The 1,126-nt window shown below is 74.9% G+C and carries 1 protein-coding gene and 1 pseudogene; both read right to left on the reverse strand.

Annotation, left to right across the window (positions count from 1 at the left end):
- Positions 1-380 (reverse strand): annotated as a pseudogene (locus tag ASG00_RS16025) (CCA tRNA nucleotidyltransferase); the annotation flags it as partial.
- A 10-nt stretch (positions 381-390) separates the two neighbouring features.
- Positions 391-1,126 (reverse strand): DUF7782 domain-containing protein (locus tag ASG00_RS16030; protein WP_442922557.1); only part of this gene is annotated, 736 nt, incomplete at its 5' end.

A 1,126-nucleotide genomic window follows, 5' to 3' on the forward strand; every position in this document is an offset into this window, starting at 1 on the left:
TCGCGGCGCACGAGGTCGTCGTCGAGCACGTCGCCGAAGGCGACCACGGGCTTGCGGGTCGCCCCGTCGTAGCTGTCGGCGCGGTACGTCGTGATCTCGACCTGCTCGCCCTGTACGCGCGCGCCGATCGTGCCGAACGCCCGCCCGATGTCCCACTGGGCGGTGGAGATCGGCGTGACGATCCGCAGGATGTCATCGGGCCGCGCGTTCGTGGCGAAGTCGAGGTCGTGCGTCGGGCGGCCAATCAGCGCATCGCGCACCGGGCCGCCCACGATCGCCAGCTCGAACCCTGCGGCGGCGAACGCGTCGGCGACGCGGACCACGACCGGTGACGCGGCGAGTGCGGCCAGGCGCGCGACACCGTCGGCCATGTTGAGCATGCCGACGAGCCTATCCGGCGGGATCGGCCGGCTCGGGGCCGTCGAACCCGAGGAAGCCCGTCACGACGAGCTCCCTCACCCGCGGCAGCAGGTCCGCGGCGAGCGCGTCGGGGTCGACCTCGAGGAGGTCGGCGATCGCCGCGACGAGCACACCCACCGCGAGGTCGCCGTCGCACGCGCCGACGAGGGCGGCGAGCCCCGGATCGACCACGAGCGCCCGCTGGAAGCCGGCGCCCTGGCGCAGCTCGATGACCGTCGGCGCCTCCTCGCCGGGGCGGTGATGCCGCGCGTCGGTGACATCCGGGGCGACGTGCAGCACGCTCGCGGCGAGCTGCGCATCGGTGAGCGCCGCGAGCCTGTCGTGGGCGGCGAGGGAGGCCGCCAGGTGCGGTCCGAGCGCGTGGTCGATGGGCTGCGGCATCCGCTCGTAGCGGGCGAGTGTGGGCACGCCCGTGGCCCGGCGCAGCAGCAGATAGCCGAACCCCACGGCGGTCACGCCGCGGTCGGCGAAGTCGTCGAGCCAGGCGCCCACGAGGCGGGCGTAGTCGTCGCCGCCCGGAGCCGACCCGCCGTCACGCACCCACAGCTGCGCATACGCGAGCGGGTCCAGCTGCTCGCGCTCGACGATCCAGGCGTCGAGCGGGACCGGACTCGCCGCCACCCAGGCCCGCACGCGCTCGAGGCCGTCCTCGCCGTCGCGGTACTCCCAGTTGCCGAGCAGCTGGGCCACTCCGCCGGGCGTGAGC

It is taken from the genome of Microbacterium sp. Leaf351 (assembly GCF_001423825.1).
In the GTDB taxonomy this organism is placed as follows: domain Bacteria; phylum Actinomycetota; class Actinomycetes; order Actinomycetales; family Microbacteriaceae; genus Microbacterium; species Microbacterium ginsengisoli.